The organism is Aestuariivirga sp., assembly GCF_041738905.1.
In the GTDB taxonomy this organism is placed as follows: domain Bacteria; phylum Pseudomonadota; class Alphaproteobacteria; order Rhizobiales; family Aestuariivirgaceae; genus Aestuariivirga.
On the sequence record NZ_JBGSOZ010000083.1, the window covers coordinates 1 to 13,554 of the forward strand.

At 62.3% G+C, this 13,554-nt stretch carries 12 protein-coding genes; 3 read left to right on the forward strand and 9 right to left on the reverse strand.

Annotation, left to right across the window (positions count from 1 at the left end; genetic code table 11):
• From ACEW8Q_RS07040 to ACEW8Q_RS07050, 3 genes are all read left to right on the forward strand, one after another.
• On the forward strand, nt 1-1,339 hold a 1,339-nt coding region (locus tag ACEW8Q_RS07040; protein ID WP_373503342.1), incomplete at its 5' end, for a tetratricopeptide repeat protein.
• A gap of 12 nt (nt 1,340-1,351) precedes the next feature.
• Nucleotides 1,352-2,128, forward strand: a complete 777-nt coding sequence (locus ACEW8Q_RS07045; RefSeq protein ID WP_373503343.1) for a 2-keto-4-pentenoate hydratase — start codon at nt 1,352-1,354, stop codon at nt 2,126-2,128.
• 2 nt (nt 2,129-2,130) lie between these two features.
• Nucleotides 2,131-2,622: an ureidoglycolate lyase gene (locus ACEW8Q_RS07050; RefSeq protein WP_373503344.1), complete on the forward strand. Its 492-nt coding sequence runs from the start codon at nt 2,131-2,133 to the stop codon at nt 2,620-2,622.
• Here ACEW8Q_RS07050 and guaD read toward each other — a convergent pair.
• From guaD to xdhB, 9 genes are all read right to left on the reverse strand, one after another.
• Nucleotides 2,606-3,901 (reverse strand): guanine deaminase, encoded by a 1,296-nt coding sequence (guaD, locus tag ACEW8Q_RS07055; protein WP_373503345.1) that lies wholly within the window; start codon nt 3,899-3,901, stop codon nt 2,606-2,608. The genes ACEW8Q_RS07050 and guaD overlap by 17 nt on opposite strands.
• Nucleotides 3,898-4,395 (reverse strand): 2-oxo-4-hydroxy-4-carboxy-5-ureidoimidazoline decarboxylase, encoded by a 498-nt coding sequence (uraD, locus tag ACEW8Q_RS07060; protein WP_373503346.1) that lies wholly within the window; start codon nt 4,393-4,395, stop codon nt 3,898-3,900. The genes guaD and uraD overlap by 4 nt, the downstream gene beginning before the upstream one ends.
• Nucleotides 4,392-6,473 carry a urate hydroxylase PuuD gene (locus tag ACEW8Q_RS07065; RefSeq protein WP_373503347.1) on the reverse strand — a complete coding sequence of 694 codons (2,082 nt, stop codon included), beginning with the start codon at nt 6,471-6,473 and terminating at the stop codon, nt 4,392-4,394. The genes uraD and ACEW8Q_RS07065 overlap by 4 nt, the downstream gene beginning before the upstream one ends.
• A gap of 70 nt (nt 6,474-6,543) precedes the next feature.
• The gene (locus tag ACEW8Q_RS07070; protein WP_373503348.1) at nt 6,544-7,608 is read right to left on the reverse strand and encodes a BMP family ABC transporter substrate-binding protein; all 1,065 of its coding nucleotides are present in this window, start codon (nt 7,606-7,608) and stop codon (nt 6,544-6,546) included.
• Nucleotides 7,609-7,639: 31 nt separating this feature from the next.
• Nucleotides 7,640-8,509: an ABC transporter permease gene (locus tag ACEW8Q_RS07075; RefSeq protein WP_373503349.1), complete on the reverse strand. Its 870-nt coding sequence runs from the start codon at nt 8,507-8,509 to the stop codon at nt 7,640-7,642.
• A gap of 4 nt (nt 8,510-8,513) precedes the next feature.
• The gene (locus ACEW8Q_RS07080) at nt 8,514-9,593 is read right to left on the reverse strand and encodes an ABC transporter permease (RefSeq protein WP_373503350.1); all 1,080 of its coding nucleotides are present in this window, start codon (nt 9,591-9,593) and stop codon (nt 8,514-8,516) included.
• Nucleotides 9,577-11,112 (reverse strand): ABC transporter ATP-binding protein, encoded by a 1,536-nt coding sequence (locus tag ACEW8Q_RS07085; RefSeq protein ID WP_373503351.1) that lies wholly within the window; start codon nt 11,110-11,112, stop codon nt 9,577-9,579. The genes ACEW8Q_RS07080 and ACEW8Q_RS07085 overlap by 17 nt, the downstream gene beginning before the upstream one ends.
• Before the next feature lie 6 nt (nt 11,113-11,118).
• A complete protein-coding gene (gene xdhC, locus ACEW8Q_RS07090; protein WP_373503352.1) occupies nt 11,119-12,027 on the reverse strand; it encodes a xanthine dehydrogenase accessory protein XdhC in 909 nt (302 codons plus the stop codon).
• A partial coding sequence (xdhB, locus tag ACEW8Q_RS07095) for a xanthine dehydrogenase molybdopterin binding subunit (RefSeq protein ID WP_373503353.1) occupies nt 12,024-13,554 on the reverse strand: 1,531 nt, incomplete at its 5' end. The genes xdhB and xdhC, both read right to left, overlap by 4 nt.

Genomic DNA, 13,554 nt, shown 5'->3' on the forward strand with positions numbered 1-13,554 from the left:
GGGCACAGGCTCGGCCGCGGCCCGCAAGCGCGGCGCCGGCACGCACGAGGCCTCGATCGCGGTACTGCCCTTCGTCAACATGAGCGGCGATCCGGAACAGGAGTATTTCAGCGACGGCATCACCGAGGACATCATCACCGATCTCTCCAAGATCTCGGCGCTCTTCGTCGTGTCCCGCAACACGGCCTTCACCTTCAAGGGGCAGAACGTCGATATCGACCAGGTGGCGAACCGGCTGGGCGTCCAGTACATCCTCGAAGGCAGCGTGCGGAAGATCAACGACCGCGTGCGGATCACCGCGCAGCTGATCGACGGACGCACCAACGGACACGTGTGGGCGGAACGCTATGACCGCAAGTTCGAGGACATCTTCGAGCTGCAGGACGACATTTCCCGCGCCATCGTGAGCGCTCTCCGGCTGCGCATGCTGCCGCAGGAACTGGAGGTCATCACCCAGCGTCCGACAGCCAATACCGAGGCCTATCGCTACTACCTGATGGGCCGGGGCTTCTTCCATCGCGGCCAAACGAAGCGCTACCTGAGGCTCGCCAAGCAGATGTTCTCACGCGCGCTCGACATCGATCCCGACTATGCAGCAGCGCATGCCGGCATCGCCGATTGCAATTCGCATCTGCTCGATGCGGGCGACACCACGATCACCGTGCAGGAGATCCTGGAGCAAAGCGAGCGCGCGCTCGATCTGGACGCAACGCTGGCCGAAGCCCACGCCTCCAAGGGCCTGGCACTCTATACCGCAGGCCGCTACGGAGAGGCCGAAGCGAGTTTCGAGAGGGCGATCCAGCTGAAGCCCGAACTCTTCGAGGCCTACCTCTTCTATGGCCGCAACTGCTTCAATCGCGGACAGTATGAAAAAGCGGCCGAGCTGTTCGGCAAGGCAGCGGACTTCAAGAACGACGACTTCCGTGCCCTCGGACTGCAATCGATGTGCTACCAGTCGCTTGGCCGCAAGGAGGAGATGATCGCGTCGGCACGAAGGTCTCTCACGCGCGCCGAGGCCGCAATCGCCGAGCGCCCGGACGATGCCGACGCGCTGGCTTTCGGGGCGGGCCTGCTGGCGCTGCTGGGCGAAACAGACAGGACGAGGGATTGGGCCGAGCGCGCCACCATCATCGAGCCGGACGATTTCTACATGCATTACAATCTGGCCTGCGCCTTTGCCATCCTGGGCCAGAAGGACCTGGCGCTGGACCGGCTCGAACGCATCATGAAGCCCAATGCGATCACGTCGCTGAGAGAGTTCATGCTGCATGACAGCGATCTCGATATCCTGCGTGATCACCCGCGCTATCTCGACATCGTGAAACGCCTCGAAAACTGAGAGACCCTGCCCATGAACGCCGACCAGGCCGCTGAACTCCTTCTGAAGAACTGGAACGCGGTGACACGTATTGCAGCACTTCCTGAAGCTGCGCGGCCCTCGTCCCGCAATGAAGGCTACGAGGCCGCAGCAGCCGTCGCCCGCCATTCGGGAAGCACGGTCGCGGGCTGGAAGATCGCCGCCACCAGCGAGGCCGGACAAAGGCACATCAACGTGGAGGGCCCCATCATCGGGCGAATCCTCAGTCACCGGCTGCTTCCGCCGAACGCCTCGGTCACGCTCGGCGACAACATCATGAAGGTGGCGGAAGCCGAGTTTGCCTTCAGGTTCGGGACGGATTTGCCACACCGCCATGAGCCTTACAGCTACGACGAGGCCATGGCGGCGGTGAGTTCGCTGCATCTCTCGATCGAGGTGCCGGACAGCCGCTATTCCGACTTCACGAAAGTTGGCGCGGCGCAACTGATCGCGGATACGGCCTGCGCCTCGTGGCTGGTGCTCGGGCCCGCAGTCGAGAAACCGTGGCGGCACATCGACTTCTCGGCCCATGCCGTGAAAGGCCTTAAGAACGGGGCTGTGGTTGCGGAAGGAACCGGCAAGGCTGTTCTGGGCGATCCGCGCAAGGCGCTCACATGGTTTGTCAACGAGGCCTCAACCTACTGCGGTGGCGTGAATGCGGGGCAGTTCGTGACCACGGGAACATGCATCATCCCCATGGCGATTGCGCCCGGTGACCAGGTGACCATCGACTACGGCGAGCTCGGCACCATGTCCTGCATGATTGCCTGACCATGAGGACGATCAGGCCGGAGCCACTCACGCGTGCGGCGTTTCAGCCATTCGGTGACGTGATCGGGATGGAGGGTGCTGCCCACTTCACCATCAACCAGGGCTATGCCGAACGCTTCAACGATCTGGCAAACATCGATGTGGATCAAGACGGCGGCACCACCAACGTCAGTCTCTTTCTTGGCCAGCCGCGACCTACGAAAATTGCGATCCAGCTGATGGAACGGCATCCGCTGGGAAGCCAGATCTTCTTTCCGCTGCAGGACCGGCCATGGCTGGTGCTGGTCTGCGGCGATGTGAATGATTTGGCGAGTTACCGCGCCTTCACGGCCTCAGGAATGCAGGGCGTCAACTATGCACGCAATGTGTGGCACCATCCGCTTCTGGTTCTCGATCCAGACAGCCGTTTCCTGATTGTCGACCGCAAGGGGCCGGGCAACAATCTCGAAGAAGTATGGCTGGGCGAGGAAAGCATTTTCAGCCTTGAACCGTGATGCGTCCATGAACCTTTCGGCCCGCCACATACGTGCCGTGAATCGCGCGGTCGTCGCCCAGGATCATCAGCGAGAAAAGAACGTCTTCAAGCGACTGTGACAACTCCTGCCGGCTTGCGAGCACCGGCGTCGCCTTCGGATCGAGCACGATGAGGTCGGCATATTTGCCGGTTTCGATCGAACCTGTCTCATGGCCGATGCGCAAGCGCTCCGCATTGCCGCGCGTGGCCATGCAGAAGAGTTCGATGGCCGTTGGCTTGTAGCCTGAGAGCATCTGCACCTTGTAGGTTTCGCCCAGTGTCGCAAGCATCGAGAAGCTCGTTCCGGCGCCGATATCGGTCGCAAGGCCCAGATGCACGGGGCGGCTCGCTTTGCGCAGGTGCGTCATGGGCATGAGGCCCGATCCAAGGAAAGTGTTGGAGGTGGGACAGTGAACGACCGTCGAACCAGACTCGGAAAGCCGTGTGCATTCGCGGTCCGAGAGATGGACGCCGTGTGCAAAGAAGCTCCTTGTCCCCAGCAGACCGAATGACTCATAGACGTCGGTATAGTCCTTCGCGTTGGGGAAGAGCTGCTTCACGAAGGCGATTTCGCCGGGGCTCTCCGACAGATGCGTCTGCATGAGGGCACCCGGCAATTGCGCCAGCAGTTCGCCCGACAGCTTCAACTGCGCTTCCGACGACGTGATGGCAAAACGCGGCGTCACCGCGTGCCGCAACCTGCCCCTGCCATGCCAAGCGGTGTGAAGGTCCTCCGTCTCGCGCGCGCCCGTTTCGGGATCGTCCTGAACGTCAGGAATCGCGTTGCGGTCCATCATCGTCTTGCCGGTGATGAGTGCCATGTTGCGGGTCTCGGCCGCCTCGAAAAGCGCTTCCGCGCAGGCCTTGTGAACGGAGCAGAAGGCCATCGCAGACGTGGTGCCGTGCTGGAACAGGCGGTCGAGGAAAATTCCCGCTGCCGCCTCCGCATAGGTCTTGTCGCCGTATCGGCTCTCCTCCGGAAAAGTGAAGCGCATAAGCCAGTCGAGCAGGTCCTTTCCGGGCGCGGCGAGCATCCGGTATTGAGGGAAGTGGATATGGGCATCGATGAAGCCCGGCATCACGATCATGTCGCCGTAGTCATGGACTTCGCTGACGCGGAAATGTTCGGGCAATAGGGATTGCGGCCCGCACCACTCGATCCTTCCCCGGTTCCCCACGGCAATCGCGCCACGGCTCTCGTACAATGCCGTTCCCTCGGCAACGAAGGTCAGCGTCTGCCCCTTGATGACGAGCGTCATGGTTCCACCCTGTCCTCGATGCGGAATCGGAAGATTCGGCAGACCTGCGAGATCGCCATCTTGAACTCATCTGCGAGAACATTTTTCACTCGCGCCTCGAAGTTCTCGACAATCATATGCTTGGTGGCGCCCTTGACGGCGAAGATGAACGGAAATCCGCAGCGCGACTTGTAGGCATCGTTCAAACTTGTGAAGCGCGCGAACTCTTCCGCCGTCAATGAATCGAGCCCTGCCCCCGCCTGCTCCCTTGTCGAATCATCCGTGAGTTTCGCATTTGTGGCGAGATCGGGATGGGCGCGGATGAGAGCCAATTGCGCATCGCGGTTGGCACTCTTCACGGCAAGTTCGAAGGCCCCGATCATGGCATCACGGCTGGCAAAAGGCCGGAAGCCACAGGCCTCGCGCGCCACCCAGGGCGAGTGCTCCGCCACATCGCCGAAGGCCTCGATGAAAGCCGAGGGGCTCATGGCATTCACATCGGCGAGCGTCTTCATTGGCGGGCAATCCAGGCGCCGAGCTTGGCGCGTTCCTCGTCTGTCATCTTCGTCTTGTTGCCGAGCGGCATGGCCTTGTTCTTGACCGCTTGCGTCTCGATCTGGGCGGCATAGCGTTTCAAGTTCTCGACCGTTTCCAGTTCAATGCCCTTGGGTGCCGCCTTGGTGGTGGAGTCGGTGGGCGTTGCGGCATGGCAAGAGGCGCAACGGGTCTGCGTGATGGTGAGCGCCTCCGCATCCGTTACCTCGCCCTGATAGAGCGGCAGTGCCTCAGGTTGCGTGATGATCAGTGCGAAGGCGAGCGCCGTGCCGATCAAAGGGATCGTCCATGCGATGTCGGACTGGCTGTCTCCGACTTCGGTGCGCACGAGAAAGTGCCGCGTGAGAGCGCCGCCCACGACGATAAGCCCCGCCAGTACCCAGGCGTGGGGATGATCCGTCACCATCGGGAAATGGTTGGAGATCATCATCGCCAGCACCGGCAGCGTCAGATAGGTGTTGTGCAGCGAGCGTTGCTTGCCGATGGCGCCATATTTCGGATCGGGCTTTTCGCCCTTCAGCAATGCCGCCGTGATCTTCCGCTGATTGGGAATGATGACCATGAAGACGTTGGCCGCCATCAAGGTTCCGATCAGCGCTCCGATGTGGATGAAGGCGCCCCTGCCTGAGAACATGTGCGTATAGAAATATGCAAAGGCGAGGATCATGGCCAGCAGGCAGAGCCCCAGCACGCCGGTGTTTCGGCCAATGGGAGACCTGCACAGTGCGGTATAGACGATCCAGCCGACCAGCAGGCTTCCGACCGACAGGCCGATGGCCTGCCACTGTGTGAGCGGCTCGACATTGGGGTCGATGAGATAGGTCTCGGCCTGAACATAATACATTACGATCATGAGCAGGAAGCCGGTGAGCCAGGTGAGATAGGCCTCCCACTTGAACCAGATGAGATCTTTGGGAAGCGTCTCCGGTGCGGTCAGATACTTGCGGACGTGATAGAAGCCGCCGCCGTGAACCTCCCATGCCTCGCCAGCGACGCCGGGCGGCAGGTTTGCGTGTTTCCGGAGCGAGAAATCGAGCGCCACGAAATAGAAGGACGTTCCGATCCAGGCGATGCCTGCGATCATGTGGCCCCAGCGGACGAGCAGGTTGGCCCAGTCGAGTGAAAGCAGCGGCGAGCCTGAGAGCCACCATGCCAGTCCCAGCGCCACGAAAATGATGGGCAGCGCCCAGGCGATCTTGGCCAGCGGGTCGCCGACCTCGTGGCGCACGAGAAAATGCCGGAGCGCTGCGCCACCCACAAAGATGAGGCCTATGAGCAACCATGAATTGGGCGCGTCGGTCAACATGGAGAAGTGGTTGCTGATCATCATCAGCAGCACGGGCAGCGTGAGATAGGTGTTGTGCAGCGAGCGCTGCTTGCCAATGGCGCCCAGCCGCGGGTCCGGCGTCTCGCCCCTGATGAGGGCCGCCGTGATCTTCCGCTGGTTCGGGATGATGACCATGAAGACATTTGCCGCCATCATGGTGCCGGCGACGACGCCCACATGAATGAAGGCGCCACGCCCTGAAAACACATGTGCGAAGACATAGGCGAAGGCGAGGATGAGAACGAAGACGCAGGCCGCGAGTGCCGAGGTGTTCTTTCCGATGGGCGAGCGGCAGAGCCCATCATAGAGAGCCCAGCCTAGTATGATCGAGACAATGGAAATCGCAATGGCGGCTGAAGGCGAGAGCGCCAGCACGGCAGGGTCGATCAGATAGGCGCCCGCTTGAATGTAATATTGAACGACAAGTAGCAGGAAGCCGGTGACCCAGGTGAGATAGGCCTCCCACTTGAACCACGTGAGATGGTCCGGCATCTGGCCTGGGGCCGAGAGATATTTCTGGACATGATAGAAGCCGCCGCCGTGAACTTCCCACGCCTCGCCTCGCACGCCCTCGGGAAGCGCCTTCCCGCTCCGCAGCGAGAAGTCGAGCGCCACGAAATAGAACGACGTCCCGATCCAGGCGATGCCTGCGATCATGTGGCCCCAGCGGATGAGGAGGTTCAGCCAGTCGGCGATGAAGGGCTCCAACATGTCGGCTCCTCAAGAACACGCCTGCCGGGGATCGCTCCCGCGGCAGGCGCTGGTTGGTGTAAATATGCGCTTACTGCGGCAGCTGGTCGTCGATGCCCTTGACGTACCAGTTCATCCCCAGGATGTCGCCGTCGGGCAGGCCCTTGCCGGCCTCGCCGACAACGGTGCCATCCTGCTTGGTGATCGGCCCGGTGAAGGGATGAAGCTTGCCGGTCTTGATCGCCTCTGCGGTTTCATTCGCCATCTTGGCCACGTCTTCCGGAAGGTTGGTGAAGGGTGCCAGGTTGACGGTCCCTTCGGCCATGCCATCCCACGAGGATTCAGACTTCCATGTGCCGTCGAGCACCTGGCCGACGCGGCGGACGTAGTAAGGCGCCCAGTTGTCGACGATGGCGGTGAGCTGCGCCTTCGGCGCGAACTTGATCATGTCGGAGGCCTGGCCGAAGCCGACAGCGCCCGACTTCTCGGCTTCCTGCAGCGGGGCCGCGGAGTCGGTATGCTGCGAGAGAACGTCTGCGCCCTGGCTCAGCAGAACCTTGGCGGCATCGGCTTCCTTGCCGGGATCGAACCAGGTGTTGGCCCAGACGATCTTCACCTTGAAGTCGGGATTCACCGACTGTGCGCCGAGCATGAAGGCATTGATGCCTGCAACGACTTCGGGGATGGGGAAGGAGGCGATGTAGCCGGCCGTGCCGGTCTTCGACATCTTGGCCGCGATCTGGCCGATGACATAGCGGCCCTCATGGAACTTCGCATTGTAGGTCGTCACGTTGTCGGCCGTCTTGTAGCCGGTGGCGTGCTCGAACTTCACATCGGGAAATTTCTTGGCGACCTTCAGCGTCGGCTCCATGAAGCCGAAGGAGGTCGTGAAGATGATGTTGCAGCCATCGCGCGCAAGGCGTTCGATGGCGCGCTCCGAGTCAGCCTCGGGCACGCTTGCGACGTAGGCCGTCTCGACCTTGTCGCCATAGGTGGCCTTCACGGCCTCCAGGCCCTGATGGTGCTGATAGGTCCAGCCGAAATCCTCGATCGGGCCGACATAGACCCAGCAGGCCTTGGTTGCGGCGGATGCCGTTGCGGTGCTGACACCCAACGCCAATGCCGCGGCAGCGACCGACAACAACAGTTTCTTCATAGTGACGTACTCCCTCTCAAATTCAGAATTCTCAACGATCAGGCACGAAAGGCTGCCCCAGCGATGCCGGAGTGTTCTTTCTCATCATCGCGCGGTTACCCGAGAAGATCACCAGAACCGCGATGGTGACGATATAGGGCAGCGATGACAAGAACTGCGACGGGATTCCCCAGCCTTTTGTTTGGACGATGAAGGCGAGGATCGAAATGGTGCCGAAAAGATAAGCACCGACGAGTGTCCGCCACGGCAGCCAAGAGGCGAAGACCACCAGCGCCAGCGCGATCCAGCCGCGGCCCGACGTCATGTTCTCGATCCATTGCGGTGTATAGACAAGCGATAGATAACCTCCGCCCAGGCCCGCACAGGCACCGCCAAAGAGTACACAGAGGTAGCGCACGCGAATGACATTGTAACCAAGTGCATGGGCTGATGCGTGGCTGTTGCCAACCGCACGCACGATAAGACCGCCCTTGGTCTTGAACAGGAAGTAGGCGACGCCCGCGGTAAGCAGCACGGCGAAGGGGATCAGCGGGTCGATGCCGCCGATGGCCGGAACCTTCACGCCGGGCTGCCCGACGAAGGCCTCGCCGATTTGGCCGGAGAGCCCAAGCCCCAGCAGCGTGAGAGCGAGGCCGGTCGCCACCTGGTTCGACACCAGCGTGAGGGTGAGGAAGCCGAACAGCAGCGACATGACCATGCCGGCGAGAATGGCGGCGATGAGCCCCAGCCAGGGCGAGCCTGTCATCAGCGCCGCGCCGAAACCGCAGACGGCGCCCATGACCATCATGCCCTCGACACCGAGATTGAGAACGCCGGACCGCTCGACGACAAGTTCGCCCAGGGCCGCCAGAAGCAGCGGCGTGGCGGCTGTCATGATGATGGTGAGGACGTTGAAATCCATGTTGCTACTCCGCCGCCTGGGTGAGCGCCGGGCGCGTGGATTCGAAGCGGACGCGATAGAGGATCAACGTGTCGCAGGCGAGGATGAAGAACAGCAGGATGCCCTGGAACACCTTGGCAATCTTGTCGGAGATGCCAAGCGTCACCTGTGCACTTTCGCCGCCGATGAAGCTGAGGGCAAGCAGGAGTCCCGCGACAATGGCGCCGATGGGATTTAGACGCCCAAGGAAGGCGACGATGATGGCGACGAAACCATAGTTCGGCGAATAGGGTGTCTGAAGCTGGCCCGAAACGCCCATCACATCGCTTGCTCCCGCCAACCCCGCGAGCCCGCCCGACAGCAGGAAGCAGAACATCACGGCGCGTTCGGAGGAGAAGCCCGCGAAGCGGCCAGCACGCGGTGCGCTGCCAAGCACACGAAGCTCGAACCCTTTCAGCATCCTCCACATCACCACGGCAAGCACAACCGCAGCGATAAGGGCGAAGAGCGCGCCCAAGTGGATTTCTCCCCATTTGGGAAGCAATTGCCAACCATCGAAATTGACCGACTTCGGGAAATTGAACCCTTGCGGATCGCGCCAGGGCCCTCGTACCAGCCAATCGAACAGGTACTGCGCGACATAGACGAGCATCAGCGAGGTCAGGATTTCATTGGCGCTGAAACGGTTCTTGAGAAATGCCGGTATCGCGCCCCAGGCCATGCCACCCAGAATGCCCAGCGCCAGCATCACCAGCATCACGTCGGGTGTCTGCCATGTCGGAAAGTAAACCGGGATCATTCCCGCGAGGAGTGCGCCTAAGATGAACTGGCCTTCGGCCCCGATGTTCCAGACGTTTGCTGTGTAACAGACCGCGAGCCCTGCTCCGATCAGCACCAGCGGCGCTGCCTTTACGATCAATTGCTCGCGCGCCCAGTCCTGCGTCAGGGGCTCGATGAAGTAGACAAAGAGCGCCTCGAATGGGTTGAGGCCCCTGAGCGAGAAGATGATGGCGCCCGCGATGACCGTGAGCGCGATGGCAATCAACGGAGACAGGAGCGCCATCCGGACGGAGCGTTCGGCGCGCTTCTCAAGAACGAGCCGCATGGGCCGTCTCCTTCACTTCATGGGCGCCTGCCATCAGCAGGCCGATCTTCTCGGCGGAGAGTTCAGCGGCGGGATAGGCCTCCGACAACTGGCCGCGCGAGATGACGGCAATGCGATCGGCGATTTCGAATATCTCGTCGAGATCCTGGCTGATGACGAGCACGGCAGAGCCCTGCCGTGCAAGATCGATGATGGCCTGCCGGATGGTGGCGGAGGCTCCGGCGTCGACGCCCCACGTGGGCTGGTTGACGACGAGCACACCCGGTTTGCGGTCGAGTTCGCGGCCGACAACGAATTTCTGCAGGTTGCCGCCTGAGAGCGCGCGGGCTTCCGGGTCGGGCTTGCCCTTGCGCACGTCGAAGTCCTTGATGACGCGCTCGCTGACGCCCGAAGCGCCGTCCTTGCTGACCATACCGGACTTCACCATCGTGCCATCCGACGAGTGGCGCGTGAGAATGACATTCTCCGACAGCTTGAAACCCGGTACGGCGCCATGGCCCAGCCGTTCCTCGGGCACAAAGGCCGCGCCCATGTTGCGCCGCGCGTTGACGCCATGATGGCCCATGGGCTTGTTGTCGATCACCAGCATGGCATCGCGCGCGAGAGACCGCTCCCCCGACACCGCATCGAAAAGTTCCGACTGGCCATTGCCCGCGACGCCCGCGATGGCGACGACCTCGCCTGCTCTCACGTCGAGAGAAATGTCCTTCAGTTCCACCGAGAAGGGACCATCGGGGTGGAGGCCCAAGTGATCGAGCTTGAGCCGTACATGGCCCTTGGTATCCATCCGCGCGGCCCGCACCATGTGAATGTCGCCGCCGACCATGAGCTTTGCGAGACTGGAAGCTGTCTCCTTCGTCGGATCGACGTTGGCGACGACCTTTCCATGCCGCAGGATCGTGGCGGTGTGGCAGAGGTGCTTGACCTCTTCGAGCCGATGGCTGATGTAGATGACCGCGCAGCCCTCGCCAGCAAGGCGGGCCAGCGTGCGGAACAGTTGCTCAGCTTCCTGCGGCGTCAGCACCGCGGTCGGCTCGTCCATGATGAGAAGCTTTGGTTCCTGCAGCAGGCAGCGCACGATCTCGATCCGCTGGCGCTCGCCGACCGAGAGATCCGCCACGATGGCCGTGGGTTCGAGAGGCAGGCCATAGTCCTTCGACACGCGGGAGATCTTTTCCGACAGCTTCTTCATGTCGAAGGCGCCGGGCATGGCGAGCGCGATGTTTTCGGCGACGGTCAGGGCTTCGAACAGCGAGAAATGCTGGAACACCATGCCGATGCCCAGCTTTCGCGCAGCAGCGGGGCTGGCGATCGTCACCGGCTTGCCCATCCAGCGGAACTCGCCGGAGGTGGGTTGCAAGGCGCCATAAATCATCTTGACGAGCGTCGACTTGCCCGCGCCATTCTCACCGAGGAAGGCATGGATCTCGCCGGGTTTCACCTTCAGCGTCACGTCATCATTGGCCTTCAGCGTGCCGAAGATCTTTGTGATGTGCAGGGCCTCGAGCAAATACTCCATGTTGCGTCAGCCCGCCGTTCTCTGGTGTGCGAGCGGCTGTGGAAAAGAACTGCGCAGCGCCTCGTCCAGCGTGATGATCTGCGCCGCCGTTGCAACGGCAATCGCAGCGGCGAGTTTCGACCTGATGCCGCCAATGCCGATGGGGCATATGAGGCCCGCGACCCGTTCCGCTTCAACACCGGCGTCCCGAAGGCGCTTCTCGAAGCGGGCGCGCTTGGTGGCGCTGCCGATGACGGCCACATGCGCGAAGTTGGGATTGCGGAGTGCTGCGTCGACGATCTGCAGGTCCAGAGCATGGCTGTGGCTCATCACGAAGGCGAGGGAGCCGGGCGGCGCGGCAGCCACGGCGTCCAGCGGATCGCCATGGCGGATCGTGACATTCGACGGGGCGGCAGAGGGGAACGATTCAGGACGGGGGTCCGCCCAGGTCACGTCGAAGGGCAACGAAGCCAGCGCCAGCACGAGGGCGCGGCCGACATGGCCCGCGCCGAAGACCAGCACGTTGCGGCGCTGCTCGCCAAAGCTCTCCGTCACGTCCAGTCCGGCGATGCGGCCTCTCAGCATGAATGGGCCTTGCTCTTCACGCGCTGCCAGTTCTTGAACGCGGATGAGATCGGTGCGCTCGAAACTCTCGACCGCGAGCACGACGCGGCCGCCGCAGCACTGGCCCAGATCGGGCCCGAGCGACTGCTTGATGATTTTCGTGGCCCTGGGCTTTTCCAGCAGGCTTTGCGCGGCAGCGAGCGCCCTCCATTCCAGCGTGCCGCCGCCGATGGTGCCGTGGAAACCTTCGGGCGTCACCACCATGCGGGCGCCTTGTTCACGCGGCACCGAGCCCTCGGCCTTGACGACCGAGACCATCGCGCATGTGCCATGCGCGACCAGAGCCCGCTCTATCAGTGGCCATACCTTCATGCGCCCATTCCCTTCACGGCCTTCAATATGGCCTCAGGCGTGGCAGGCGCGTCAAGCGCCGGAATCTGCCCGGATTTCAGGCTTGCGATGGCGTCGAAAATGGCAGTCCAGACCGAGATGCCGAGCATCAGCGGCGGCTCGCCCACGGCCTTGGAACGATAGATCGTGTCCTCCTTGTTGCCACGCGATTCAAACAGCCTGACGCGAAAATCGGCAGGAACATCGGAGGCACAGGGGATCTTGTAGGTCGAGGGCGCATGCGTGCGGAGGCGGCCTGCCGAATCATAGACGAGTTCTTCCGTCGTCAACCAGCCCATGCCCTGAACGAAGCCGCCCTCGACCTGCCCGATGTCGAGCGCGGAATTGAGAGAGCGGCCGACGTCATGGAGGATGTCAACGCGGTCGACGCGCATCTCGCCGGTCAATGTATCGATTGTGACTTCCGAGCATGCCGCGCCATAGGCGAAGTAGAAGAAGGGCCGTCCCGTGGCCTTGGCACGGTCCCAGGCGATCTTCGGGGTGGCGTAGTAGCCGGTGGACGACAGCGAAATCCGCGCCAGGTGGGCCTGGCGTGCCAGGTCACCGAAGGTGATGGAGCGGTTGCCGATGACAACCTGGCCATCTTCGAAGCGGATGCGGGTCTTGGCCACCTTCCATTGCTTCGCCGCGAAATCGACGAGGCGCTTGCGGATGATGGAGGCTGCCTGCTTTGCTGCCATGCCGTTGAGGTCGGCTCCCGAAGAGGCCGCGGTAGCCGATGTGTTGGGCACCTTGCCGGTGGTCGTCGCGGTAATCCTCACCGCGGAGGCTGGAATACCGAATTCCTCGGCCACCACCTGCGCCACCTTGGTGTAGAGCCCCTGCCCCATCTCGGTGCCGCCGTGGTTCAGGTGGATGCTGCCGTCGGTGTAGAGGTGGACGAGCGCGCCGGCCTGGTTGAGGTGCGTGGTGGTGAACGAGATGCCGAACTTCACCGGCGTGAGCGCCAGGCCGCGCTTCAGGATCGGGCTTATCGCGTTGAAGTGCGCGATCTCGGCGCGGCGGCGGCGGTAGTCGGCGCTCTCCTCGAGCGCGGCCATCAGCGCCGGTGCCGCGTTGTCTTCCACCGTCATGTGATAGGGCGTGACGTTGCGCCCCTTGCCGCCATAGAGGTTCGCGCGGCGCACGTCGAGCGGGTCTTTACCGAGTGCCCTTGCGATCTCGTCGAGCACGTATTCGATGCCCATCATGCCTTGCGGCCCGCCGAAGCCGCGGAACGCTGTGTTCGAGACCGTATGTGTCTTGCAGCGATAGGACGTGACCGACACGTTCGGCAGGTAATAGGCGTTGTCGCAATGCATCACCGCGCGATCGTTGATTGCCAGCGAGAGATCGGCCGAGCGTCCGCAGCGCGACGCCAGCGTGAAATCGACGCCCTGGATGCGGCCCGCATCGTCGTAGCCCGCGTCGTAGCCGATGACGAAGTCGTGGCGCTTGCCGGTCATCTCCATGTCGTCGTCGCGGTCGGCGCGCGCCTTCACAGATCGG

Excerpts from the sequence above, each read along its gene's own strand:
- ACEW8Q_RS07045 (WP_373503343.1), top strand. The coding sequence starts at position 1,352 with ATGAACGCCGACCAGGCCGCTGAACTCCTTCTGAAGAACTGGAACGCG.
- ACEW8Q_RS07050 (WP_373503344.1), top strand. The coding sequence starts at position 2,131 with ATGAGGACGATCAGGCCGGAGCCACTCACGCGTGCGGCGTTTCAGCCA.
- guaD (WP_373503345.1), bottom strand. The coding sequence starts at position 3,901 with ATGACGCTCGTCATCAAGGGGCAGACGCTGACCTTCGTTGCCGAGGGA.
- uraD (WP_373503346.1), bottom strand. The coding sequence starts at position 4,395 with ATGAAGACGCTCGCCGATGTGAATGCCATGAGCCCCTCGGCTTTCATC.
- ACEW8Q_RS07065 (WP_373503347.1), bottom strand. The coding sequence starts at position 6,473 with ATGTTGGAGCCCTTCATCGCCGACTGGCTGAACCTCCTCATCCGCTGG.
- ACEW8Q_RS07070 (WP_373503348.1), bottom strand. The coding sequence starts at position 7,608 with ATGAAGAAACTGTTGTTGTCGGTCGCTGCCGCGGCATTGGCGTTGGGT.
- ACEW8Q_RS07075 (WP_373503349.1), bottom strand. The coding sequence starts at position 8,509 with ATGGATTTCAACGTCCTCACCATCATCATGACAGCCGCCACGCCGCTG.
- ACEW8Q_RS07080 (WP_373503350.1), bottom strand. The coding sequence starts at position 9,593 with ATGCGGCTCGTTCTTGAGAAGCGCGCCGAACGCTCCGTCCGGATGGCG.
- ACEW8Q_RS07085 (WP_373503351.1), bottom strand. The coding sequence starts at position 11,112 with ATGGAGTATTTGCTCGAGGCCCTGCACATCACAAAGATCTTCGGCACG.
- xdhC (WP_373503352.1), bottom strand. The coding sequence starts at position 12,027 with ATGAAGGTATGGCCACTGATAGAGCGGGCTCTGGTCGCGCATGGCACA.